The organism is Bifidobacterium simiiventris (assembly GCF_019331715.1).
GTDB lineage: Bacteria > Actinomycetota > Actinomycetes > Actinomycetales > Bifidobacteriaceae > Bifidobacterium > Bifidobacterium simiiventris.
The window spans coordinates 584,351-607,076 of sequence record NZ_JAHBBG010000001.1 but is presented as its reverse complement, the minus strand read 5'-3'; the positions used below and the strand labels follow the sequence as shown (position 1 = coordinate 607,076).

Genomic DNA, 22,726 nt, shown 5'->3' with positions numbered 1-22,726 from the left:
CCCGGAACCCCTCCCGGAGCTCCTGCCTTGTCCTTTCACCCCACACAATAGGCGTCCGGCAGAGGATGTTCCCGAGTTTTACCCACAGTGAAAAACTTGAGTCTGCGCGGCTCAAGTTTTCTGTTTTCCCGATCCGATACCACGATCACGGATCGATTCGACGACGTCCGGCAATGATCGCCGGAGGCGCCTTCCTCACTCTGTTCCGAATTTTCAATATACCTGTCCGATCAATGGAAATGCAAAAAATATGAGGCTTCTGTTGTTTTCGTGGGTTAGGTCGTTGGTGTTGGTAGTTGGATGTTGAGTCCGCCGCATCTGAGCATGATGAGCGCTATGAGGTTGGTGACGTGGTGGAAGCCGTAGGCCATGCGGATGGTGACTTTGATGCGGTTGTTGAACGCCTCGAGCCTGGCGTTGGAGTGGCCCAGTTCGATCGTGCGCAGGATGTCGGGCCGGCGGCGTCGGATCTTCCTGGCGAGTTCGACGATTTCGGGGATGCGCGAGTGTGACGCCCAGAACACCCAGTGGTTCAATTCCGTCTTGGCTTGGTCGAGGGGATGCTTGAGCAGGGTGCGCAGCAGTTCCTTGAGCTGCCAGGCACGGTAGAGCTGGCCCTTCGGGTCCGTGTTGCGCAGGGTGTCGAACGCCTCGTTCTGCTTGTCGGTGAGCCGGTCGGGGTTCTTCAGGACGGCGTATTTGACGCCGCGCATGCGCTTGGTGGTTTCCTCGTCGTGTTCGTGTCTGGCTTGGTTCCACAGTCGTTTCCTGACCTTGTCGAGCGCGTCGCTCATCCAGCTGACGATGTGGAAGCCGTCCAGCACGCGTTCGGCCTGCGGGCAGTGCTCGTGCACGCATGAGTCGATCCAACGCGCCCCGTCGCCGGTCACCACTGTGATGGATGCTTTCTGTTCGTCGGTGAGCTGTTGGAAGAACAGGTCGAACACGTCCCTGCCGTATCCGTCGTGCGCCCAGATCACGCGGTGCCTCTCGTGGTCGACGACCACGGTCAAATACGTGTGGCCCTTCCTGTAGCTGGTCTCGTCCACGCCGATCGCCGTCAGACCGTCGAACGGCGACGGCATCGACGCTTTCAGCCGTTCGGCGACCCTGTGGGCGATGTCGCCCGCGGTCCTCCACGCGACATGCAGGAACCCGCTCACCGTCTTCTGGTTCGCGACGGTCATCAGCCATGCGCATTCCGTCTCGAAATCCCTAGTGAACCGGCTGCCCGGCTCCGCCCACGGCACTCGCGCGACCACGACACCGCACCTGGGACAGTCCACTCGCGGCATCACGGCGACCAGTTCGACCCGCCAGCAGCCGAAGTCCTGATGCCGCCAGCGACGCACGCCGCCACCACGATCGTATCCACGGCGTTTCCGCCCGCAGCGGGAGCATCGGAGCATGCCCTTGCGCGGGCGCACGCGGATCTCGAGCACGGGCGTGGGACGCAGCGGCGAGTCGACGATCCGCACGGTCTCGACCACCATGTTTTTGACGTTGAGGAGCTGGTTGAATATGCTGTTCATCAGGCGCTTGCTGGTTGCTTGTTTATCTTGGTCGAAAACATCCTACCCAGGAAGCGCTCTTCTCTTACTCCCTCAACGGCTCAACGACGAACCCACACCCACGAAAACAACACAAGCGCCAATAATCTTAGTGAAGCATACGATATTTCTTGCAAAAAAAACACGATGAATAATCTACGTCATGGACAGAGGGAATCATGACGCAACCTTCGTCCCGCAAGCGGAGGCAATGACGGCGTTCGCCCATGCAGATGGCGAGGATGCCGTCGTCCCGAGGAGTCTTTGGGCGCGTTCGACGGTCGCCGCGCTGATGACGGGCAGTTTCTGAGGATCCGCAGAAGGCATTCCAGTGATGGCTAGGTCCCCTTGGGTTCCCCACCTGGACTCGAACCAACATGAATCTCAATTGCGACGTCCTATTCGCCGGCAGTGGTGGCGCCGCCCATCATCGTTGCGGCATCGATGATGGTCAGAGTGGGGTCGACCGCGGCTTTTGCGGCTGTGGCGGCGCTGACGGGTCGTTTGGTGAACAGATAGTAGAGTCGCTCGCCGTGCTCGCGGATGAGCGGTGAACGCGCTTTGAGCCGGTCGACGGCTTCGGTCTCGTTGAGATGCTCGCGCCATTTGCATTCGCCAAGCAGCACCTTGTGGTTGATCGAGTCGGTCATGACCACGTCGATGTCGGTCTGTTCGCGGGCGATCGGATCGTTGCCCCACCACTTGCCGAACGCGGTAGGCAGGAAACCCTCTACTTGCCCTTCCCCACATTGGCGCAACAGCCATTGCATGCACATCGTTTCGAACTGCTGCCCCACGTACGTGTCAAACACCTCGCCCGACGTGGCCGGCACGGCGGCCGCCTGCCCATAACCGGTATCGACGAGCGCGGTCGCGGGGCTGACGAACCGGTACCAGTAGGCGAAGAATGGGTCCTTGATCTTCCACAGTCCCTTGCGGGATCGGTTCGGGTCATCGCCGAACGGCACCAGTCGTTCAATGATGCCGAGCTGTTCCAGCGTACGCAGGTACGCGCCGACGGTGTTCGGATCGACGCCGGCGTATTCGGCGATCTCCTTCGGCTTGGTGCGTCCCGCGCCGACCGCGTCTAGGATCGAACTGTACAACGCCGGCTCCCGCAGTTCCTGACGCAGCAGCATCATGGGCTCCTCGTACAGGATGCCGTTCTGGCTGAAGCACCTGGCCCGCATGTTCTGCACAAACGTCAGATCCGGGTCGATCTGCTCCAGATAATAGGGGGTGCCACCCAACGCCGCGTAATAGTGGATGCGGGTCTGCCAGTCCGCATTCGAGGGCATGAGCCGGCACGCGTCGAACAGGTCGAACGGCTTGAGCCGGATCTGCGCGTTCCTGCGCCCGTACAAGGGACTCTTGTAGCCAAGCACCTTGCTTTCCATGAAGCCCTCGTTGGAGCCGCACAGTACCATGAGCACGTTGGTGTTCTTGAACCGGTGGTCGATGACGATCTGTAATGAGGACGGCAATGATGGTTCCGCTGCGGCCGCGTACGGCAGCTCGTCCAAAACGAACACGAAAGGTTCGGCCGGATCGTTCTTCGCCTTGTCCGCGATGTAGTTCAACGCTCCGTCCCAACTGGAGAACCCCGAGGGGAAGTTCGGCTCATGGAAGAACGTGAGAACCGCCTGAGAGAACTCGCGTAGGTTCGCCGCGTTGCTCTGCTCCTTGGCCGTGAACCATAGCGTGCGTCGGTTTTCGCAGAAATGCGCGATCAACGCCGTCTTGCCCACACGCCGACGCCCGTACACGACGACCATCTGGAACTTGCCCAGGGAGGCATGGTACTCCAACGTCTTCAGCTCCTCGATTCTGCCCACGAACCCCATGCGCCGTCCTTCCCGTATCAATCCATTCCATGTCATTGTACATTACTGTGCTTGTAAGCAAGATGTTTACAAGCAACTTGCTTACAAGCACAGTAATGGTTCGAAATGGCGCTTGGTCCGACACCGGGTGGAGCCATCTCGCGAGCGACGATTCAGCGTCGCTTGATGTAGCGGGTGTTGCGGCCGGTGCCGAGTTTTGTGATGGTGCCGTCGTCCTGCAGGGCCTTGAGCGTGCGTTCGACGGTCGTCATGCTGATGTCCGGCAGTTTCAGGAGGATGTCGGCCTTGGACAGCGGCGAGAGCGAATCGTCGAACAGCATGGCGATGCGCTGCGCCTTGGTCGCGCGCCGTCCGGTCGCAACGATGCCGTCCGCGCCGGCATGTCCGGTCAGTGCGCTGATGCGGTCGTCGAACTCGCGGTATGCGGCCAGGATCACGCCGGCTGTGTTTGTTGTTGTGATGGTTGGGTTGGCGCGGCGAGGGGCTTCTAGGCGGAATGGGCGGTGCCTTACACCTAGGGTCTGTTAGACCAAAGTGTGCATTCCCGATTGGTGTGAGGCTCCGACTCTTCCCGTATGCCTCCTGCGGACGATACTGATGGAACCGCACTTCACGCAGTCGTCGGCGGGAAACTCCTGCGATCCTGTGCCGAACATGTCCTCGTGCACGCCGTTATGCCAGCGGAAGCGTGAGCAGGATGGTCCATGTGGCGTCGTCGCGTTCGGCTGTGAACTCGCCGCCGAACGACGCGGCGATATGCCGGCACCGCGAGAGACCGGTTCCGCCGCTGAGCACATCGGACGCGACTGCGGCGTTGGCCGTGGACGCGTGGCCGGCATCGCGGGCGTCCACCCCGTTGGACGCGGACAGCGTGGCCACCCCGGGCGCAATCGTGACCACGATGCAATAGCCGGCGGCCGGATCGGCGTATTTCATCGTATTGCCGACGATTTCGCACAGGATGTCGAGCAACGCCGCTTTGCGATCGGGCGTGCACGGGCATGACGGTTCGCCGCCGACGATGATGTCGCCGACGAGTCCGTTCGCGCGCAGCCGTTCGGCGTATGTCCCGGCGATCGTATGCAGCTCGTCCGCGGTGATGGCGACGATCTGCGTCGACTTCGACTGACGGTTCGAGATACCCGCGTGGGCTTCGTTCGGTCGATCGGGAACGGGACCGTCCTGCTGGTCGAGTCCGGCGATCAACGTGCGAACCTTGGCAAGGGACTCTTGCGCCGTCTGCTCGATCAGCGTGACAGTATCGTGATCGTCGGTCGTACACCGATCGGAACCGCCAGTATCCGATTGCAGTTGTCTGGACAGCAGCAGGATCGTGGTCAGGTCGTTGGCGACCGAATGATGCAGTTGCGTGGCGAGCTGCTGATCGGCGACGCGACGCACCAGCTCGGCATGCTCCTGATCCTCGATCTCCTGTCGTTCGCGCCAGCTCATCATCGAGCCGAGCCACAGGGCGACCATGAGGAACGCGGCCGTGGCGCAGACGATCGCGAACACCGACGAATCCCACGGATACAGCCAGATGCGCGCAGCCGTCGCCGCCTGCGCCGCGACCGCCGCCAAGAGCGCCATGCCGATATTGAGGTACGCCATGATCGTGACGGCCATGAGCAAGCAGAACATCAGCGAGAACGGCGTCGTCTGCGGCACCACGCACCGCGCGGCCCACAGGGCGACGATAGCCCAGCCGCCGACGCGCGGCAGCAACGCCATCAGCAGTCCGCCGACGACCGACAGCAGCATGAACAGCAGCGTCATGTCGCCGCCGTCGCCGATGCCGTACAGATACGCGGTCTCGATCATCACCGGCATCGACGCGCATGCCAGCAGCGCGCGCGTCCGGCCGTCCCACAACAGCCGCTTGTCGATACGCCGTCCGATCATCTCGTCACATCCTCAGGTAACGGCGGCACAGGGCGACGGCCTCGTCTCGGTCGCGGGCGTGCAGCTTGTCGCGTACGCGTGCGACCTGCGAGAAGATCGTGCCTTTCGAAATGCCGAGTGTGGCGGCGATCTCGTCGGTAGACCGTCCGTCCGCATACATGCGCATGATCGCGGCCTGTTGCGCGGATAGTGCGAACGATCGCTCCGGTTGCGCGGATGATGCCGGCGCGGGATCCGACTGACGGCTTGCGGACAGCCTGCGAACGGTTGCCGCGATCGTGGGGATATCGTCCTTGCTGATCACGTCGGCCGCACCGGCGGCGATCGCGGCGTCGCGATAGACGGCCGGATCATAGGCGGTCACGCCGATCATCGGCAGTTCCGGCGCCCACTTGCGTACGGCCTGGCACACGTCGACGCCGGTCATATCCGACAGTGCCATGTCCACCAGAAGCACGTTCGGCCGATCCTGCGCGCGAATGCACCGCTGAATCGCGGCCGCACCCAACTGCGCCGTCCACATCACCGTGAACCCGGCGCGCGTCAGCAGCGACGACAACGCCATCAACGCCATACGGTCGTTGTCCACCATCGCGATCGAAACCGATCGATGCTGCGCATACTGCTCCATGTCGTCCAGTCTAGACACGTACGGCATGCGACCGGGCATTGCCGTCATGCTCCGCATGTCATCCGTCATGCGTTCGTCCGCGGAACGGAGTGTGCCGTGACGCGAACGACAACGGAAACATGCCGGACGGACGGCAGTGCGCGAAACGCGGCGGGTAGACTGGAAACGAATGACCAGAGGGGGCGGCCATGAACGACGAGACGACATCATCGACGATGGACAACGAGAACATGTCGAACGGACAATCCAACGTGAACGCGGTAGACGCTGAGAACTCGGCAGACACCGCGGACGCGGCAACCACTGCGGGCACGACGGATGCGGCTGTCTCAACAGGCACGACCGACGCGCAGCCGTCCGATGACGCTCATGATCATGATGACGCTCATGATCATACGGTCGCCGGCCAGTCCGCACCGGCCGGCATCTCCGCCGCCGGCAGCGGTCCGCTCGCCGCCCGTAGCATCCCCGCGCGCATGGCAGCGATCGCCGTCGCCGTCGCGCTGGCGTTCGGACTGGGCGCAGGCTGGGTCGGCCGCGCCGGGGATGTTCGACGGCTGGAATCGCAGGTCCAGACGGCCGAGGCGGCGCTCAAGCAGTACAAGGCGGCAAGCGCCGACGAACAGGGGTCGCTGAAATCGGAGAACGGCGACCTTGCGAAGAAGAACGACGAACTGGTCGCGAACAACGACAAGCTGACCTCGGCGAACAAGGAGCTCACCAAGGAGAACGAACGGCTGAAAGCCGCTTCCTCGACCCCGGCCGACGCGTCCGACGGCGCGATGATCCAGATCGCCGGTTTTTCCGAGGAAGTTCCGCACGAAGGATCGCATGAAGTGCATTTCGTCGTGCACAACACCACGCAGACCTCGTTCGATCAGGCGACGGTGACGTACGTGCTGCGCGATGCGTCGGGCAAACAGGTGGGCGGCAACCATTATTCAGTCGGGGTGGGAACCCTTGCGCCGGGCGGCATGATGGACACCTACGAGATTCTCACCGACGGGACGAACACGTCGGGACTGACCGCGGTGCCGGTGCAGTGGGCGGCCTCCGACTCGCAGCGCAAGACCTATATCAACGGGACGTACGGGAGCGACGTCAAGACATACGCCATGCAGTGACGGCATGAATGCCGCCTGTGCGTCGGGCAGCTGGCATCATCGTGTCATGCGCCGCATGTCGCGCACTGCCGCGCGACAATGGGATCGGCATACCGTTATGTCATCGGCGCACAATCGGCCGATCACCAGCCGCTTTGACGTGCGGCCTGATCCCAAGGAGGCCATCATGAACCCCACGTCGATGAACAACGACCCGAATATCCCGTTCCATGCGGAACCGGCCGGCAATCCACGGCTTCAACCGCAGTCCGGCCCGCGGCCGTTCTCCAATCCGACCCGCCGGCCGATGTGGTGGTGGCTGCTTGCCGCGTTCCTTGCGTTCGCGGTGATCGTCACCGGCGCGTTCGTCTGGCAGCGCGCCACGCGCGTCACCGCGCAGAAGATCTACGACGAACTCATCTCGCTCGACCCGAACGTCACCGAAGACCAGCTGACCGCGCAAGGCTATGTGTACGGCGGCCAGGCCGCATACGGCTGGCATGGCGTCGACGACGAGGAATTCCCGACCTACGAAGCGGCGGATGGCGCGAGCATCGACCGATTCATGAACGACGTGCGCGCCGGTCGCGAATCCGTGCTGCGACTGGTCATACGCGGCGTCGGGCCGTCCCGCACGAGCGACAGCGATGCCGTCGGCGGCGTATCAGTGCGCGTGCTGTGGTACGACCCGAACGTCGCCGCCGATTGGGCCGAGAAGGACGATTCCAGCCGGCCCGCCACCATCCATCATGACGGCAAAGGACAGATCCGCGAATGGTGGTGGCGCGACGGCGCGGTCGTCACCTCCGACAAACGGTTCTCGCGCGGCATCCAAAAGGAGGGGGCTTCGTCGCTCGAAGGAGTTGAATACACCGTTTATGTGCTCAAGCACCAGCCTGCGATCCCGTCCGACCCCGATTCGCCCGACACCATCATCACGCGCTACGACGAAAACCTCTACGTATCTGGTTCCGACTGAGCGAACGGGTATCTGGCGGGTTTACTTGGGTACGTCCGCGCGGGCGTTTTCCACTGGGATATGGCTGCTCCTAGCAGGAAACGTTCTCCGGCGGCCCATTCGGAGTCCGTTTTCCGCCAAAAACGCTGCGTTCTAGGGGACTGTCTCATTAAGTGTGTAACTGGCGGGTTTTCATTTGTCAGTTCCTGTCGTCCGGCCAGCGGTCGGCGAAGGTGATGGCGAACGCGTTCAACGCGGGTTTCCATCGTGTTGTCCATCGTACCTGTCCCTTGCCGGTCGGGTCCAATGACCTGACGGTCAGGTACAGGCACTTCAACGCGGCCCGCTCGTCCGGGAAGTGGCCACGCGCCCTGATCGAACGACGGAACCTCGCGTTGAGGCTCTCGATCGCGTTCGTCGAGCAGATCACCCGACGGATCTCCACGTCGTAGTCGAGGAACGGGACGAACCGGTCCCACGCACTCATCCACAGACCCCTGATGGCGGGATATTTGGACGTCCATTTGTCGAGCATCTCGTCGCGCGCCCGTTCCGCCGCAGCTTCGTTGACGGCCGTGTAGATCGGCCTGAGATCGTTGCCGATGGCGCTCCAGTCCCTCTTCGACGCGTACCGGTACGTGTTGCGCAGCAGGTGGATGACGCATGTCTGCACGACGGCTTTGGGCCAGACCACGCCGACCGCGTCGGGCAGGCCCTTCAACCCGTCGCAGATCAGGAAGAACACGTCCCCGACCCCGCGGTTCTTCAATTCGGTGAGCACCGCAAGCCAGTGCCTGGCGCCCTCGGCGGCCGGAGACCCCCAGATGCCCAGCACGTCCCGGTTGCCCTCCAGGTCCACGCCGATCGCCGCGTAGAACGCGCGGTTGGCGACCTGGCCGTCACGCACCTTGACATGGACCGCGTCGATGAACACCGCCGCGTACACCGGATCCAGAGGGCGCGTGGACCATTCGTTCATCTGATCGACCACCTTTTCGGTGATGCGGCTTATGGTCTCCTTGGAGACCTGTGCGGCGTAGATCTCCTTGAAGTGGGCGCTGATCTCACCGGTCGTGAGCCCCTTGGCGTACAGGGAGAGCACAACCTCGTCCACGTCGTTCAGGCGGCGTTGCCGCTTTCTGACGATGACGGGCTCGAACGAGCCGTCCCGGTCCCGGGGCACCTCGATCCGCACCGGACCGACCGCATCGGTCACGACCGTTTTGGCGGTCGTCCCGTTACGCGTGTTCGCGGCACGCCCCTCCACGCTTTTCTCGTGCTTCCCGCGTCCGAGGTGCTCGGTCATCTCCTCGTCCAGGGCGGTCTCCAGCACGGTCCTGGTGAACTGCTTCAGCAGGCCGTCCGGGCCGGTCAGGTCGAGGCCCTGCTCCCTGGCGCGGCGGATCATCTCCAACGCGAGCTCCCGCTCGGCCGGGGACGATTCCCTTATACCGCGTTTCCCTGGTTTCTTCGCCGCGGCTTCCTTGCCGGCGGTTGTCTTCGCTGTCATGGCTTCCATTGTCTCAATCGGCGTGCTCATCACAGGCCCTTTCCCGCCGGCCTCACGACCGGCGATCGAAGCCAGTTACACACTTTCCGAGACAGTCCCCGTTCTAGTGGAAAACGAACTCTGGGATGCAGTTGCGAGTCCGTTTTCCCATAGAAGCCGCCACATCCTAGTGGAAAACGGACTCGGGGAAGCCGGTTGTGATTCCGTTTGCCGCTAGAAAAGCATCCTGGCTACCGCTTGCCGGCGTAGATGCGCTGATCGATCACGTCTGCGAAGACGCGGTTGACGGCCGGACGCACGACCTTCAACGACGGCGTCAGGCACTTGTTGTCCTGCGTGAACTGCTGGTCAAGCACCACGAACTTGCGCACCGACTCGGCGCGCGACACGGTCGCGTTCGCCTTGTCGACGTAGCGCTGGATCTCGTCGTGCACGTCCGGCAGCTGCGCGGCGTCCGTGATCGGCAGATCGGCCGCGAACCCGTGCGCTGGCAGCCACGCGGCCAGACCGTCCGGGTCGAGCGTCACGAGCGCGCCGATGAACGGCCGCTGGTCGCCCACCACCACCGCGTGCTCGACGATCGGACACTTGACGATCTCCTGTTCCATCGGAATCGGCGACACGTTCTTGCCTCCGGCGGTGATGATGATGTCCTTCTTGCGTCCGGTGATCGTCACGCGGCCCTCGTCGTCGATCGACGCCAGGTCGCCCGTGCGCAGCCAGCCGTCCGACGTGAACGCCTCCGCGGTCTTCTCCGGCAGGTTGTGGTAGCCGCGGAACACGTTCTCGCCCTTGACCTGCAGCTCGCCGTCGTCCGCGATACGCACCGACGATCCGGGCGCGGGCTGGCCGACCGTGCCGATCACGTTGTCGGACACGCGGGTCACGGTGAACGGGGCAGCAGTTTCGGTCATGCCGTAGCCCTGGATCATCGGCAGGCCGATGCCGTTGTAGAAATGCGCGAGATCGGGGTCGAGCGGGGCGCCGCCGCACGCCACGTAGCGGATCTTCGGGCCAAGGGCGCCGCGGATCGTGCGGTAGACGAGCGCCTCGTACGTCGCCCGCTCGGCGATCGCCTTCGCCGAATGCGGCGTGCCGGCCTGCTCATCGCGCGACCATTGACGCGCCGCGGCCACGGCCTTCGCGAACAGGCGACCCTTGAAGCCCATGCCGGCCTTCTGCGAGGCCGCGTTGTACACCTTCTCGAACACGCGCGGCACGCCGAGCAGATACGTCGGCTGGAACGAACGCAGATCGGGCAAGAGCGAGCGTGTGTCGGGCAGATAGCCGACCACGCCGTCGTCGGAGCCGATCGAGCAGTACTGAATATAACGTGCGAAGCAGTGCGCGAGCGGCAGGAACAGTAGCAGTCGCGGATGGTTGTCGCAGATCACTTCGGACAGGCATTCGTAGCCGGCGCGCACGATCGACAGGAAGTTGCGGTGCGTCAGTTCCGCGCCCTTTGGAGCGCCGGTCGAGCCGGACGTGTAGACGATCGTCGCAAGATCGTCGGCGTGCACGGAGGCGATGCGTTCGTCGAGCTCCTCGTCGGAGACGGTGACGCCGAAGCCCTGCAGGGCGCCGAGCGCGTTGCCGTCCATCATCAAAATCTGCTTGAGCGCAGGGCAGTGGTCCTTGACCGAGTCGAGCCGGTCGAAGCGTTCGCGATCGTCGGCGATGGCGAGCTTGACGGCGGAATCGTTGAGGATTCGTTCTGCCTGCGCGGCGGAGTCGGTGTCGTAGATCGGCACGTTCACCGCACCGATCGCGGCGAGCGCGAAGTCGAGCACGCCCCACTCGTAGCGGGTGGAGGAGAACAGGGTGACCGCGTCGCCTTTGCCGATGCCGAACGCGATGAGGCCCTTGGCCGCGGCGAGGACGAGCTTGTGGAATTCGCCGGTGGTGATGTCGTCCCAGCGGCCGGGGCCGAGTTTGCGCGAGGCGATGATCGTATCCTCGCCGGTGCGTGCGATGCGGTCGGTGAGGAGGCTGTACAGGGTTTCGTCGTCGCGTACGATGATCGAACCGGGGGTGGTGTATTCGGTGCGCATGATCGATGATGTCCGTTTCTGCGATGTTCTGATCGCTGCTGATTGCCGGTGGTCGCCGGCGAATACGTAGTTTTTTTGACGTTTTCCTCTGTTCCGTCATACAACTTACGACTGCGTAGGTTGCGACGCGTTGTGCGACGCCACGAATTTGCCCGGCGCGGTTTGTGTGCGGATACAAAACCGGGTGTGCGGGCGGGTGTGACGGGATATGGCTGGGTTGGTCGGACGGCCGGATTGGCCGGTGCTGCCGAGTGGGCGATGTGGACGGCGGTGATCGTTTCGCCGGCCGTCGGCGACCTCGGCGGTGATTGCGGGGCGTGCGGCGGCCTGTTCCCATGTGTGACGGTGTGTGCGGTTGCGTCGTTATTTGTGACACGCGTGATTTGTATTGTTCGCAAAACGTATTACTATTGCGATCTGGCATGATTGTGAGCGCTAACAAAACATCGTTGTAAGGCAATGACGACGTAGCTCGAACAATCACACGGAAGAGAGATGCCCGCGGCGATAACGCGGGCGCATATCAGCAATTGAGGTATTTGCCATGAGCAATTCCACAAGTGACGCCTCCGCCGTCGAACTCGGCGGCGACGAACGCAACCAACGCGGCTCCGGCCGCTACATCGTCGGCCTAGCGCTGAGCGCAGGCCTCGCCGGTCTGCTGTACGGCTACGACACCGTCTCCATCTCCGGCGCGATCGACTTTTTGCAGACCAAGTACTCCCTGAGCCCCGCGCTGCAGGGCATGGTCATCTCGTCGATCATGATCGGCGGCGTGATCGGCGCCGGCTTCTCCGGCTTCCTGTCCGACCGTTACGGCCGCCGCAAGCTGCTCATGTTCGGCGCAGCGTTCTTCTTCGTCGCCGCGCTGTGGTCGGCGTTCACGTTCAGCCCGGCCACGCTGATCCTCGCCCGCGTCATCGGCGGCGTCGGCATCGGCCTGGCCGCCGCGCTCGCCGTCACCTACATCACCGAATCCGCGCCGACCAACATCCGCGGCGCGCTCACCAGCGCATACCAGCTGCTGACCATCTCCGGCATCTTCCTGACCAACGTCATCAACTACTTCATCGCATCCTCCGGCTCGCACGACTGGGGCGTGAACATCGGCTGGCGCTGGATGCTCGGCATCGGCGCGATTCCGGCCGCGATCTTCTTCGCCGCGCTGTGGTTCAGCCCCGAGTCCCCACGATTCCTCGTGCAGGCCGGCAAGGTCGAAGAGGGCTTCAAGGTGCTCGAGCGCATCAACGGCACCGAGAAGGCGCGCCGCGACGTCGAGGAGATCCAGAACCAGATCGCCGAGGAGAAGAAGGCCAACGCCCAGTTCTCCGACCTGTTCAAGCCGGGTCTGCGTAAGGCGTTGCTCATCGGCATCTTCCTCGCCATCTTCAACCAGGCCATCGGCATGAACGCCATCAGCTACTACGGCCCGGTCATGTTCAAGGACATGGGCTTCGGCGGCAACACCGAATTCCTCGCATCCTCCTGCGTGGGCGGCATCGAGCTGGTGTTCACCGTCGTCGGCATGTACCTGATCGACACCGCCGGCCGCAAGAAGCTCATGGCCGTCGGCTCCGGACTCATGGTCGTGTTCGCGCTCGGCATCAGCTTCGCGTACGCCAACAACTATCAGTTGCTCATGCTCATCTTCGTGATGTGCTTCACCTCCGCGTTCGCGTTCTCGATGGGCCCGATCCCGTGGATCATGATCCCGGAGCTGTTCCCGACCTACCTGCGCGGCCGCGCCACCGGCATCTGCACCGTGTTCCTGTGGGCCACGAACTGGGCGATCGGCCAGTTCACGCCGGTCATGATCAGCTCGATCGGCGGCATGGGCACGTTCCTCGTATTCGCCGGCACCAACCTGATCTGCTTCCTCGGCGTGGTCACATTCGTGCCCGAGACCAAGGACAAGACGCTCGAGGAGATCGCCGAACTGTGGAAGCCGAAGTCCGAGCAGTCCAACGCGCAGCTTGAGGTGGTGCGCGCCACTGCCGACCTGCGCCAGGCCGAATCCGACATCAAGGCCGCCGAAGCCGAGCTGGCCCGCGCCCGCCGCGCCAAGGAACGCGCGATCGCCACGAAGGCCGCCGCCGAAGCGCTCGTCGCCGCGCAGAAGCAGCGCTGAGATGACGGTTTGGGTTGGCTGATCGCCGGTTGGCCTGCTGACTGCTGCTGGTCAACCGTCGCGCCGGTCAACCGCGGTGTCTGACTGATTGCCGCCGTTTGCGAACGTGTGCTTGCGCATACGATTGCAAACGGCGGTTTCGTATATACGCGGTTGCCGGATGGAAGCCGTTTCGCGCGACTGGTGTGAGATACGCCGCGAAATTGCCTCTGGTGAAAACGGGCGGTGGTTGTTAGGGTTGACCACGGACTTGATTTTGCGATGACGCGTACCGTGCGATGGGTACGGTACGGCGTGCGGTTGTGCGGAAGGCGGGAGATGATCGACAAGCGGTTGTTCCGGATGGCTCCGGGACTTGGCAAGCTCGTGGCCGGCAAAGTGGCGTGCATGTGGGTGTCGCTGCTGGCCAATATCGGATTCGTGCTGGCGCTGGTGTCGCTGCTCGGCTCGCTGCTCCACCAGTTCGGTCCGAAGTCCTGCTATGGCGGAGTGACGAAATGGGATGCGCCCTGCGTCTCGAACCCGTATGGACTGACCGATGTGATGTTGTCGCCGCGATCGATCGCGATGTATACGGCCGTATTCATCATCTGCGCAATCGTGCGCTACGCGATGGCCCGCATCGCCGCGGGATTGGGCACCGAAGCCGCCGAACGCGTCAAACTGGGTCTGCGCGAGCAGCTGTACCGCAAGATGCTGCGCCTGGGGCCATCGTATGCAACCCGCGTCAAGACCTCCGACATCGTGCAGTCGGCCGGCGAAGGCGTCGAACAGATCCAAAGCTTCTTCGAACTGTTCCTGCCGCAGCTGTTCTACTCGATCCTCGCGCCCATCACCCTGTTCGCCGTGCTCGCGCCCGTCAACATGCCCACGGCCGCGACGCTGCTCGTATGCGCCCCGCTCATCGTGCTCATCGTCGGGCTCGTGGCCATGAGCGCTGCCCGCATGTTCAAGAAATACTGGGGCAGCTACACCGACATGGGCGCCACGTTCCTCGACGACATGCAGGGCCTCGAAACGCTGAAGATCTTCGACGCCGACGAACGCGCCGCCCGCGAGATGGACGAGCAGGCCGAACGCTTCCGCGTCATGACCATGCGCGTCTTGCAGATCCAGCTGCGATCGTTGTCGTCGATGGACCTGGTCGCATACGGCGGCACCGCGGCCGGCATCGGCGTCGCGCTGTGGCAGTACGCGCAGGGATTCTCGTTCGCCGGCGGCCGCGAGACGTCGCTGTCGCTGGCCGGCGTGCTGCTCGTCGTATTGCTGTCGGCCGACTTCTTCATCCCGCTGCGCCAGCTTGGCTCGTACTTTCACGTCGCGATGAACGGCATGACCTCCACCAAGCGCATCTTCCGTCTGCTCGACGCGCCCGAACCCAAGCACGGTGACGTGACGCTTGCGAACGATCGCAGGTTCGCCCCGGTCGTCGCGTTCGATCACGCCGGCTTCTCCTACCACGGCGACGACGATCAGAGCGCCGAACGCGACGAGCAGGCGCTCGCCGACATCACGTTCATGGCCAATCCCGGCCATGTGACCGCGATCGTCGGCGTGTCCGGCTCCGGCAAGTCCACGGCCGCCGCGCTTCTGGCCGGCACGCTGACCGGATACACCGGCTCGATCGCGCTGCTCGACATGCGCGGCCGGCATGAGATCCGCGACATCGCGGCCGAATCGCTGACCGATACCGTTACGCTGGTCGGCGCGCGCAGCCACCTGTTCGCCGGCACGCTGCGCGACAATCTCGCGATGGCGTACCGCGGCCCGGCGGGGGAGAGCGTGGAACGCGCGATGTGGGATGCGCTGCGACGCGCCCGCATCGACGACTTCGTGCGCGAGCAGCAGGACGGATTGGACATGACGATCGAACCGGACGCGGCGAACCTGTCCGGCGGCCAGCGCCAGCGCATCGCGATCGCACGCGCCCTGCTGCACGACAGTCCGGTCTATGTGTTCGACGAGGCGACCAGCAGCGTGGACGTCGATAGCGAATCGCTGATCCTCGAGTCGATCCATGATCTTGCGAAGGCTGGCAAGACGGTCATCATGATCACTCACCGCATGGCGAACGCCGAGCATGCCGACGTGATCGTCGTGTTCAGCCACGGCGAGGTCGTGCAGAGCGGCATGCACCGCGGCCTGATCGGCATCGACGGTGAATACGCGCGTTTGCATCATGCGCAGCAGCAGATCGAACAGGTCGGCCGGCGCGATGGAGCCATGACTTCCAACATTGCTCCCCCTGAAGGGGGAGCTGGCCGGCGCAGCCGGACTGAGGGGATAAAGGAGGTTCGTGCTGACGGCGTTGGTACCCCCTCAGTCAGCCATGCCGACAGCTCCCCCTCGAAGGAGGAGCAAAGGGTTGAGAGCGCTGCCGATGCAGAAGCGGCGTTTGCCGAAGGCGCTGCGCCTTCCCAAGAAAAGCTGAGCGGCGTCATTGTGCGACTGTTGCGGATCGCGCGGCCGCTGGCCTCGATCATGACCCTAGCCAGCGTGGCCGGCACGATCGGTCATCTCGCGGCCACCTTCCTGCCGGTGTTCGGCATGGTCGCCGTGCTCTCCCTGCTCGCGCGCGGCGGATGGCCGGCGCCCGATATGGGCGTCGTCCCGACCGTCACCGCGATGGTCATCTGCGCCGTACTGCGCGGCGTGATGCGCTACATCGAACAGTATTCCAACCACAACGTCGCCTTCCGACTGCTCGCCCTGTTCCGTTCCAAGGCGTTCGCCGCCCTGCGCCGCCTCGCCCCGGCCAAGCTCGCCGGCAAGGGCAAGGGCGACCTGATCGCCCTGATCACCACCGACGTGGAACTGCTCGAGATCTTCTTCGCGCACACCATCTCGCCGGTCGTCATCGCCGTGGCCACCACCGTGGTCTACACGCTCGTGCTGCTCGCGCTCAGCCCGGCTATGGCGCTGCTGCTCGTCGTCTCACACCTGATCATCGGCGTGGTCGTGCCGAAGTTCTTCGCCACGAACGTGCAGAGCCTCGGACCGGTCATCCGCCATCAGGCGTCCGACCTCGACAACGTGGTGCTCGACGACATGCGCGGTCTGCGCGAGATCATCGGCTTCGGCCGCGGCGAGGAACGCGCCGCGAACATCGTGGCGCGCACCAAGGCGCTGTGGAAGGAGCATGCGCGACTGAGCCGCGTCAACGGCGGGTTCGCCAGTATCGGCATGGTGTTGGTGATGGCGTTGACCGTCGCGGCGGCCGCGCTCGCGGTCTGGCTCGGTCTCGGCACCCCGAAGGATGCGCCGGCGCTGACCATCGCGTTCGTGCTGTTCGCCAGTTCGTTCGGTCCGACGCTCGCGTTGAGCGCCCTGCCTGCTAACCTGACGCAAACGTTCGCGGCCGCGCGTCGCCTGTTCGCGCTGATGGACGAAACGCCGGCCGTGAGTGAGACCGGCACCGCAACCCTCGCATACGATGGCATGGTCCTCGAGCACGTCACCTTCGCCTATCCGACCGGGCGTGGCAGCCTCTTGACCCCCTCAGTCAGCTCCGCTGACAGCTCCCCCTATCAGGGGGAGCAGGGGAAGCTGGTGCTTGACGACGTCTCGCTGACTGTCCCGCGCTCCGGCATCCTCGGCGTCCAAGGGTCGTCCGGTCGCGGCAAGTCCACGCTGCTCAAGCTGCTCATGCGCTACTGGGACCCGCAATCCGGCACCGTCACCTTCTCCGGCGAACCCCTGCCGCAGATCGACGCGTCCTACCGCCGCCGCGTGCAGACCATGATGAGTCAGGAGACCGCGCTGTTCGACGGCACGATCCGCGACAACCTGCTCATCGCCCTGCCCGACGACATCCGCGACGTTGTCAACGGTCGCGATGACAACGATGGCGACGACAGCAGCAACGGCAAGGCTGCCGTCGCCATGTCGATCGACGATCGTCTGCGCGACGCCTGCCGCAAGGCGTCCGTCATCGACCTGATCGACTCGCTGCCCGCCGGACTGGACACGCCCGTCGGCGAACTCGGCGACCGGCTGTCGGAAGGCGAACGCCAGCGCATCGGCCTGGCCCGCATCTTCCTGCGCGACGCCGACCTCGTGCTGTTCGATGAGCCGACCAGCCGTCTTGACGCGCTCAACGAGGCCGTGATTCTCCAGTCGATCAACGCGCTTGCCTCCGAACGCGACGCCGCGATCGTGCTCGTCTCTCACCGCGAATCCGCCATGCGCATCGCCGATACCGTCATACGCTTCTGACTCTTCGAGCGGGGCGAATCCATGGTGCTGTCATCAGATTGCCCCGCTCCGGGGCTCTCAACGGGGTCGATCCAAGACGTCTTCACCGGTTTGCCTCGCGCAAGGGCGTCTATATGGGGCGATTCCAAGACGTCTTCACCAGTCAGCCCCGCGGAGGGGCGCTTGGGCGGGGCGATTCCAAGACGTTTTCATCGATCAGCCCCGCTCAGAGGTTCCTGCGCGGAACGGCCGTACGGAAAACGGCCGGGGGCATGCCCGTCCGGTGCTTGAACGCCGTGGCGAACGCGTTGGGATTGGGATACCCCACGGCGTGGGCCACGTCACGAATCGGCATGGCCGTTGACGACAGCAGACGTTTCGCCTCGTCCATCCGGCGCGTGATGAGGTATTCGTGTGGCGTGACTCCGGTCAGCGTCTTGAATTTGCGCAGATACTGGCGTTCGCTCATCATCGCGCGCCGGGTCAGCGTGGCGAGGGTGATGGGATCGGCGAAGTGCGTGTCGATGAATCCGATGGTCTCGCGGATCGCCAGCACGTCGTCGTCCGCGCCGGTCGTGGAGCGGAGCGCAAGGTCGGTCAGCAGGCCGGTGAGTATCCTGGCGCCGATGAGATCCGTCTGCGGTCGGTCCTGTGTGTAGGCGTCCAGCAGCAAGTCGACGGCGTTCTCCATGCGCGCGATGTTGCCGAGAGGGAACACATTGCCCGCAATGGCGGTGATGCGATCGTAGTAGATGCGGGCCGAAACGCCGTCGAAGTGGATCATGCTGGTTCTGGTGAGACTGTCCGTGCTTCCCTCGTGATGGCGGTATGTGTCGAACAGGAAGACGTCGCCCGGATGCGCGTCATGCCGTATCGTCTCCGTATCGTCCCAGATCGTCGCGTGGAGCGTCCCCTCCGTCACGACACCCAACAGGAAGCTGTCGAACCGTTGTCGTTCGAGCCTGAATCCTGATGCATAGGCGAATCGTCCCACGCGCAGCGGGTAGAGCAGCCCTCGTTGCGCCTCGCCCGACGGAACGGTGATGAGCAGCGTCGATTCCGCGGAGATGACGCCCTTCTCGACCGGATGGATGATGGTGGGGGCCGTGTGGCGGTTGCGCTGTGCCGTGTGTTGCATGACCGATGCCTTCCGAATGACGCAGGTGTTCGCGGGCCGGCGCAAGGTGTCTGGCCTTGCTTTCAGGATACAACATTCGGTGTCGGGATTTATGTGGTTTTTGGCGATTCTTTGGAATGCTTGTTTTGATGAAAACATATCGAAAAACGTTGGAATATCAGTCTTTAGCAGCTCTTTTTCGTTCTGTGGTGCAACTGTGTATCGTTTGGGGTGTTGGTACGGCGGTGTACCAAAAGGTACGCACTCGAACAAGTCGCAAAGAACGGTCTTTGCGACGACAACAATAAGGAGACGCATCATGCGCAATACGAAGAAGTTCATTGCCTCGGTGGCCGCGATCACCACGCTCGTCGGACTGGCGGCCTGCGGCAACGGCGGCGGATCGTCCGCCACGGTCGACACCGATACGGCGAACGCCAAGGGTGAGGTCGTGTTCTGGGGCTGGGGCAACGGCCTTGAGGAGACCATCGCCGCGTTCGAGAAGGCCAACCCGGACATCACCGTCAAATACAGCAGCAGCGGCACCGCAGCCGACACCGCGACTTCGCTGCAGAACGCCGTCGCGGCCGGTAAGGGCGCGCCGGACGTCGTGATGCTCGAGGACCCGACCGTCACCCAGTTCGCCGTGGACGGCAGCCTGATCGACCTGTCCGCGTTCGGCGCCGACAAGCTCAAGGACGACTTCGCCGCCGGCCCGTGGAACAAGCTCCAGTACAACGGCAAGCCGTACGCGCTGCCGATCGACTCCGGCCCGGAGGTCTTCTTCTACAACAAGGCCGTCTTCGACAAGGCCGGCGTGGACGGCGAATCCATCAAGACGTGGGACGACTACTATGAGGCCGCCAAGAAGATCCACGCGCTCGGCGACGACTACTACATCACCAACAACTCCGGCGACTCCAACGCCTACCAGCCGTTCACCGCGCAGGCCTGACAGGCCGGCGCGAATCCGTGGAAGGTCGACGGCGAGAACATCACCATCGACATGACCGGCGACGAAGGCATGCAGCGCTACATCGACTTCCAGCAGAAGCTCATCGACGAAGGCCTCGTGAACACGTCGATCGCCAACTGGTCCGACGACTGGAACCGCTCCCTCAACGACGGCACCACCGCCTCGCTCGTGATCGGCGGCTGGATGCCGACCAACCTCGAATCCGGCGCCCCCGACCAGAAGGGCAACTGGCGCGTCGCACCGCTGCCGCAGTGGAAGGAGGGCGAGCAGGTGTCCGCGGAGGACGGCGGCTCCGCGCTGGCCATCACCGAACAGTCCAAGAACAAGGCCGCGGCCTACAAGTTCCTCGAATACCTCACCCACGGCGACGGCGCACAGGTCATGACCGACCACGGCACCTTCCCGTCCCTCAAGAAGATCCTCAACGACGCGGACTTCCAGAGCGCCAAGAACGAGTACTTCGGCGGCCAGCAGGTCAACAAGGTGCTGTGCGAGGCCGCGAACCTCGACGTGACCCCGTTCCAGTACCTGCCGTACAACCCGTACGCACAGTCCAAGTACGGCGATGAGATCTCCAAGGCCTACCAGGGCAAGATCACGCTCAAGGAGGCGTTCGCCAACTACGCGAAGGTCCTCGGCGACTACGGCACCCAGCAGGGGTACACGGTCACGGTCAAGTAACCCGCCACGCAACGGCGCCGGAGCACGCAATACAGCGGCAACGACAAGGCGGGGATGCTTCCCGGTATCCCCGCCTCGCCATGTCCGAACCCATCATTCGTCCCGTTTCATTCCTTGAAGGAAAGCAGTGATCATGTCCGATCAAACAACGCACGCGCCCGCCGAGGCCACCCGTTCGGCCACGGCCCGCGTGAACAAGCACAAGGCCGACTGGCGAGGCTGGAAGTTCATGTGGCCTTTCGCCGTAGTGTTCGTCTTCGTGTTCATCATCCCGATTCTGTACGCGATCTACATCAGCTTCTTCCAGAAGAAGATGATCGGAGGCACGCAGTTCGTCGGCTTCGCGAACTACGCGCGGCTGTTCCATGACGCGAACTTCTGGCAGTCGGTCGGCCGCGTGGCCATGTTCACGGTCGTGCAGGTGCCGATCATGCTGTTCCTCGCGGCGGCGATGGCCCTCGCGCTCGACTCGATGAAGCTGCACGGCACCAAGTTCTTCCGTATCTCCACGTTCCTGCCGTACGCGGTGCCCGCCGTCGTCTCCACGATGATCTGGAGCTTTATGTACGGCGCGAAGTACGGTCTCGTCGGCTCGCTCAACGACCTGTTCGGCACGAACCTCGACGTCCTGTCCCCGAACGTGCTGCTCGCGTCGATCGGCAACATCGTGACGTGGGAGTTCACCGGCTACAACATGCTGATCTTCTACTCGTCGCTGTCCACGATCCCGCACTCGCTGTACGAGGCCGCGTCGATCGACGGCGCAAGCGAATGGGACATCGTCAGGAAGATCAAGCTGCCCGAGCTGCGCGGCGGTCTCGCGATCACGGTGATCTTCTCGATCATCGGCTCGTTCCAGCTGTTCAACGAACCGTCGATCATGCAGAACATGGTGCCGGGCAACGCGATCACGACGTACTACACGCCGAACATGTACGCGTACAACCTGAGCTTCACCGGCAACCAGTCGAACTACGCGGCCGCGTTGGCGATCACGATGGCCGTGATCACCATGGTCATCGCGTACATCGTCCAGCTCAAGAGCATGAAGGAGCAGATGAAATGAGCAGCGCAACCACCACATCCCTGTCGTACGAGGAACGTGAGAAAGCCGCAAAGCGCGCCGAACGCGAGCGCCAGAAGCGCATTGCACGCGACGAGGCCGCCGAACGCAAGCGTGCGGAGAAGTCCGGGTTCGCGAACGTCAACAACCCGCGTCGATCGACGCTGCTGACCATCGTGTGCGCGCTGTTCGCGGTCTACTGCCTGTTCCCGTTCGTGTACCTGGTGATCAACGCGACGAAAACGCAGGCCGACTTCACGTCCACGTTCGGTCTTGGCTTCGGCAAGACATTCGCCCTGTGGGACAACATCGTCGCCGTGTTCACGTATAAGGACGGGATCTTCGGCCGCTGGTTTCTCAACACGATCCTCTACGTGGTCGTGGGCGCGGGCGGCGCCACGCTGCTGTCGATCATGGGCGGCTACGCGCTCGCCAAGTTTCGTTTCCCGGGCCGTAAGCTGGTGTTCGCCGTCATCATCGGCGCGATCAGCGTGCCGGGCATCGCGCTGGCCGTACCGCAGTTCCTGCTGTTCGCCAAGCTGAACCTGACGAATACGCCGTGGGCCATGATCATCCCGTCGCTTGTCTCGACCTTCGGTCTGTACCTCATGTGGATCTTCTCCGACCAAGCCGTACCTGACGAACTGCTGGAGGCCGCGCGTGTGGACGGTGCCGGCGAGTTCCGCACGTTCTTCCAGATCTCGCTGCCGCTGTTGGCTCCGGGCATTGTGACGACGGCCCTGTTCACGATCGTGGCGACGTGGAACAACTACTTCCTGCCGTTGATCATGCTGAAGGAGGATTCCTGGTATCCGTTGACGATCGGTCTGAACCAGTGGAAGGACCAGGCGTCGACGGCGGGCGGCACGGCGATCCAGAACCTGGTGATCACGGGTTCGCTGATCACGATCATCCCGTTGGTGATCGCGTTCCTGTGCCTGCAGAAGTACTGGCAGTCCGGTTTGGCAGCCGGCGCGGTCAAGGAATAACGGCAACGGCATGTGCGTGCGGTACGGTT

The 22,726-nt window shown here is 63.4% G+C and carries 14 protein-coding genes and 1 pseudogene; 7 read left to right on the top strand and 8 right to left on the bottom strand.

What is annotated here, in order from left to right:
- Positions 1–275: 275 nt before the first annotated feature.
- The 5 genes from KIH76_RS02465 to KIH76_RS02445 all read right to left on the bottom strand — a co-directional run bounded on the left by KIH76_RS02465 (position 276) and on the right by KIH76_RS02445 (position 5,975).
- A complete protein-coding gene (locus KIH76_RS02465) occupies positions 276–1,532 on the bottom strand; it encodes an ISL3 family transposase (RefSeq protein WP_236036749.1) in 1,257 nt (418 codons plus the stop codon).
- 416 nt (positions 1,533–1,948) lie between these two features.
- Entirely contained in the window at positions 1,949–3,394 is a 1,446-nt protein-coding gene (locus KIH76_RS02460) for an ATP-binding protein (protein WP_219069125.1), read from the bottom strand.
- A gap of 152 nt (positions 3,395–3,546) precedes the next feature.
- Positions 3,547–3,831, bottom strand: a complete 285-nt coding sequence (locus tag KIH76_RS02455; RefSeq protein ID WP_219069123.1) for a helix-turn-helix domain-containing protein — start codon at positions 3,829–3,831, stop codon at positions 3,547–3,549.
- Between the two features lie 235 nt (positions 3,832–4,066).
- Positions 4,067–5,296 carry a sensor histidine kinase gene (locus tag KIH76_RS02450; protein ID WP_219069122.1) on the bottom strand — a complete coding sequence of 410 codons (1,230 nt, stop codon included), beginning with the start codon at positions 5,294–5,296 and terminating at the stop codon, positions 4,067–4,069.
- Between the two features lie 4 nt (positions 5,297–5,300).
- Entirely contained in the window at positions 5,301–5,975 is a 675-nt protein-coding gene (locus tag KIH76_RS02445; protein WP_219069120.1) for a response regulator transcription factor, read from the bottom strand.
- A gap of 140 nt (positions 5,976–6,115) precedes the next feature.
- On the opposite strand from KIH76_RS02445, the gene KIH76_RS02440 reads away from it, so the two are divergent.
- Together KIH76_RS02440 and KIH76_RS02435 are read left to right on the top strand one after the other, a co-directional pair.
- Positions 6,116–7,051: an FxLYD domain-containing protein gene (locus KIH76_RS02440; protein ID WP_219069117.1), complete on the top strand. Its 936-nt coding sequence runs from the start codon at positions 6,116–6,118 to the stop codon at positions 7,049–7,051.
- A gap of 166 nt (positions 7,052–7,217) precedes the next feature.
- The gene (locus tag KIH76_RS02435) at positions 7,218–8,009 is read left to right on the top strand and encodes a hypothetical protein (RefSeq protein WP_219069115.1); all 792 of its coding nucleotides are present in this window, start codon (positions 7,218–7,220) and stop codon (positions 8,007–8,009) included.
- 178 nt (positions 8,010–8,187) lie between these two features.
- On the opposite strand, the gene KIH76_RS02430 is transcribed toward KIH76_RS02435, so the two are convergent.
- A complete protein-coding gene (locus tag KIH76_RS02430; RefSeq protein WP_236036781.1) occupies positions 8,188–9,396 on the bottom strand; it encodes an IS256 family transposase in 1,209 nt (402 codons plus the stop codon).
- A 332-nt stretch (positions 9,397–9,728) separates the two neighbouring features.
- Entirely contained in the window at positions 9,729–11,549 is a 1,821-nt protein-coding gene (locus KIH76_RS02425; RefSeq protein WP_214372289.1) for an AMP-dependent synthetase/ligase, read from the bottom strand.
- Positions 11,550–12,093: 544 nt separating this feature from the next.
- On the opposite strand from KIH76_RS02425, the gene KIH76_RS02420 reads away from it, so the two are divergent.
- Both KIH76_RS02420 and KIH76_RS02415 read left to right on the top strand, forming a co-directional pair.
- A complete protein-coding gene (locus KIH76_RS02420) occupies positions 12,094–13,677 on the top strand; it encodes a sugar porter family MFS transporter (RefSeq protein ID WP_236036748.1) in 1,584 nt (527 codons plus the stop codon).
- Between the two features lie 318 nt (positions 13,678–13,995).
- Entirely contained in the window at positions 13,996–17,892 is a 3,897-nt protein-coding gene (locus KIH76_RS02415; protein ID WP_219069113.1) for a thiol reductant ABC exporter subunit CydD/CydC, read from the top strand.
- A gap of 205 nt (positions 17,893–18,097) precedes the next feature.
- On the opposite strand, the gene KIH76_RS02410 is transcribed toward KIH76_RS02415, so the two are convergent.
- A complete protein-coding gene (locus tag KIH76_RS02410; protein ID WP_219069111.1) occupies positions 18,098–19,009 on the bottom strand; it encodes an AraC family transcriptional regulator in 912 nt (303 codons plus the stop codon).
- A gap of 298 nt (positions 19,010–19,307) precedes the next feature.
- Here KIH76_RS02410 and KIH76_RS02405 point away from each other — a divergent pair.
- From KIH76_RS02405 to KIH76_RS02395, 3 genes and pseudogenes are all read left to right on the top strand, one after another.
- A pseudogene (locus tag KIH76_RS02405) lies at positions 19,308–20,645 on the top strand (ABC transporter substrate-binding protein).
- A 133-nt stretch (positions 20,646–20,778) separates the two neighbouring features.
- Positions 20,779–21,711, top strand: coding sequence for a carbohydrate ABC transporter permease (locus KIH76_RS02400; protein ID WP_219069109.1), 933 nt, complete (start codon positions 20,779–20,781; stop codon positions 21,709–21,711).
- Positions 21,708–22,697: a carbohydrate ABC transporter permease gene (locus KIH76_RS02395; protein WP_219069108.1), complete on the top strand. Its 990-nt coding sequence runs from the start codon at positions 21,708–21,710 to the stop codon at positions 22,695–22,697. The genes KIH76_RS02400 and KIH76_RS02395 overlap by 4 nt, the downstream gene beginning before the upstream one ends.
- The last annotated feature ends 29 nt before the right edge of the window (positions 22,698–22,726 follow it).

Bases quoted from the DNA above. Each gene is read 5' to 3' on its own strand.
- KIH76_RS02465 (WP_236036749.1), bottom strand. From the start codon at position 1,532: ATGAACAGCATATTCAACCAGCTCCTCAACGTCAAAAACATGGTGGTC.
- KIH76_RS02460 (WP_219069125.1), bottom strand. From the start codon at position 3,394: ATGGGGTTCGTGGGCAGAATCGAGGAGCTGAAGACGTTGGAGTACCAT.
- KIH76_RS02450 (WP_219069122.1), bottom strand. From the start codon at position 5,296: ATGATCGGACGGCGTATCGACAAGCGGCTGTTGTGGGACGGCCGGACG.
- KIH76_RS02445 (WP_219069120.1), bottom strand. From the start codon at position 5,975: ATGACGGCAATGCCCGGTCGCATGCCGTACGTGTCTAGACTGGACGAC.
- KIH76_RS02440 (WP_219069117.1), top strand. From the start codon at position 6,116: ATGAACGACGAGACGACATCATCGACGATGGACAACGAGAACATGTCG.
- KIH76_RS02435 (WP_219069115.1), top strand. From the start codon at position 7,218: ATGAACCCCACGTCGATGAACAACGACCCGAATATCCCGTTCCATGCG.
- KIH76_RS02430 (WP_236036781.1), bottom strand. From the start codon at position 9,396: ATGATCCGCCGCGCCAGGGAGCAGGGCCTCGACCTGACCGGCCCGGAC.
- KIH76_RS02425 (WP_214372289.1), bottom strand. From the start codon at position 11,549: ATGCGCACCGAATACACCACCCCCGGTTCGATCATCGTACGCGACGAC.
- KIH76_RS02420 (WP_236036748.1), top strand. From the start codon at position 12,094: ATGAGCAATTCCACAAGTGACGCCTCCGCCGTCGAACTCGGCGGCGAC.
- KIH76_RS02415 (WP_219069113.1), top strand. From the start codon at position 13,996: ATGATCGACAAGCGGTTGTTCCGGATGGCTCCGGGACTTGGCAAGCTC.
- KIH76_RS02410 (WP_219069111.1), bottom strand. From the start codon at position 19,009: ATGCAACACACGGCACAGCGCAACCGCCACACGGCCCCCACCATCATC.
- KIH76_RS02400 (WP_219069109.1), top strand. From the start codon at position 20,779: ATGTCCGATCAAACAACGCACGCGCCCGCCGAGGCCACCCGTTCGGCC.
- KIH76_RS02395 (WP_219069108.1), top strand. From the start codon at position 21,708: ATGAGCAGCGCAACCACCACATCCCTGTCGTACGAGGAACGTGAGAAA.